The following is a 1,977-nucleotide window of genomic DNA, read 5'->3' on the forward strand; positions in this document are numbered from 1 at the left end:
CGATCAAGGACGTCAAGGAGCAGGACGTCTACATGGGCGACATGCCGCTCATGACCTCGAACGGCACCTTCGTCATCAATGGCACCGAGCGCGTCATCGTCTCGCAGATGCACCGTTCGCCGGGCGTGTTCTTCGATCACGACCGTGGGCGCACGCATGCCTCGGGCAAGCTTCTCTTCGCTGCCCGCATCATTCCCTATCGCGGCTCGTGGCTCGACTTCGAGTTCGACGCCAAGGACGTCGTCTACGTGCGCATCGACCGTCGCCGCAAGCTGCCGGTGACGACGCTGCTCTATGCACTGGGCCTCGACGACGAGCAGATCCTGTCGACGTTCTACAAGCAGATCTCGGTCAAGGAGTCGAAGCGCGGCTGGAAGATGCCGTTCATGCCCGAGAAGATGCGCGGCATGACTCCGCTCGCCGACCTGATGGACGCCCGCAGCGGCGACGTCGTTGCCAAGGCCGGTGACAAGATCACTGCGCGCCGGGCGCGTGAGCTTGCCGAGGGTGGCCTCAAGGAGGTGCTGGTCTCGTCCGAGGACCTCGCCGGCCGCTACATCGCCGAGGATATCGTCGACCTCGACAACGGCCAGATCTACGCCGAGGCCGGCGCGGAGCTGGACGCGAAGCTGCTTGCTGAGCTCAAGGATCAGAAGGTCAAGGAATTCCACGTCCTCGACATCGATCACGTCAACATCGGACCCTTCATCCGCAACACGCTCAACATCGACAAGAACTCCAACGGCGATGAAGCGCTGATGGACATCTACCGCGTCATGCGCCCGGGCGAGCCGCCGACCATTGATGCGGCGACCAACCTGTTCCACAGCCTGTTCTTCGATGCCGAGCGCTACGACCTTTCGGCTGTCGGCCGTGTGAAGATGAACATGCGCCTCGAGCTCGATGCGCCTGACACCATGCGCGTGCTCCGCAAGGAGGACATCCTGGCCGTCATCAAGACGCTGGTGGACCTGCGCGACGGCCGCGGCGAAATCGACGACATCGACCACCTCGGCAACCGCCGCGTGCGCTCGGTCGGCGAGCTGATGGAGAACCAGTACCGCGTCGGCCTGCTTCGCATGGAGCGCGCCATCAAAGAGCGCATGAGCTCGGTCGAGATCGACACCGTGATGCCGCAGGACCTGATCAACGCCAAGCCGGCAGCGGCGGCGGTGCGCGAGTTCTTCGGCTCGTCGCAGCTCAGCCAGTTCATGGACCAGACCAACCCGCTCTCCGAGATCACCCACAAGCGCCGCCTTTCGGCGCTTGGCCCGGGCGGTCTGACGCGCGAGCGTGCCGGCTTCGAGGTGCGCGACGTGCACCCGACGCACTACGGCCGCATCTGCCCGATCGAGACGCCGGAAGGCCCCAACATCGGTCTCATCAACTCGCTCGCGACGTTCGCACGCGTGAACAAGTACGGCTTCATCGAGAGCCCGTACCGCAAGGTGAAGGACGGCAAGGTCACCGACACCGTGGTCTATCTCTCCGCCATGGAGGAGATGCGTCATCACGTTGCTCAGGCCAACGCCGACATCGATGCCAAGGGCAATCTGACCGAGGACCTCGTCATCTGCCGCTTCAACGGCGACGTGGTCCCGGTGGCCGTCGACAAGGTTGACTACATCGACGTGTCGCCGAAACAGCTCGTTTCGGTGGCCGCAGCCCTCATCCCGTTCCTCGAGAACGACGACGCCAACCGTGCCCTCATGGGCTCGAACATGCAGCGTCAGGCCGTGCCGCTGGTGAAGGCCGAGGCGCCGCTCGTCGGCACCGGTATGGAGGAGGTCGTGGCCCGTGACTCGGGCGCGGCCATCGCCGCACGCCGCGCCGGCATCGTCGACCAGGTGGACGCCACCCGTATCGTCATCCGCGCCACCGACGAAACCGATCCGTCGAAGCCGGGCGTCGACATCTACCGTCTGCGCAAGTTCCAGCGCTCGAACCAGAACACCTGCATCAACCAGCGCCCGCTGA

General features: G+C 64.5%; 1 protein-coding gene. It reads left to right on the plus strand.

From position 1 onward, the window contains the following. Positions 1–1,977, plus strand: a 1,977-nt coding sequence (gene rpoB, locus QZV93_RS17520; RefSeq protein ID WP_295560009.1) for a DNA-directed RNA polymerase subunit beta, incomplete at both ends; no start/stop codon positions are given.

Origin of the sequence: uncultured Hyphomicrobium sp. (assembly GCF_902826555.1) — a bacterium.
Lineage (GTDB): Bacteria > Pseudomonadota > Alphaproteobacteria > Rhizobiales > Hyphomicrobiaceae > Hyphomicrobium_C.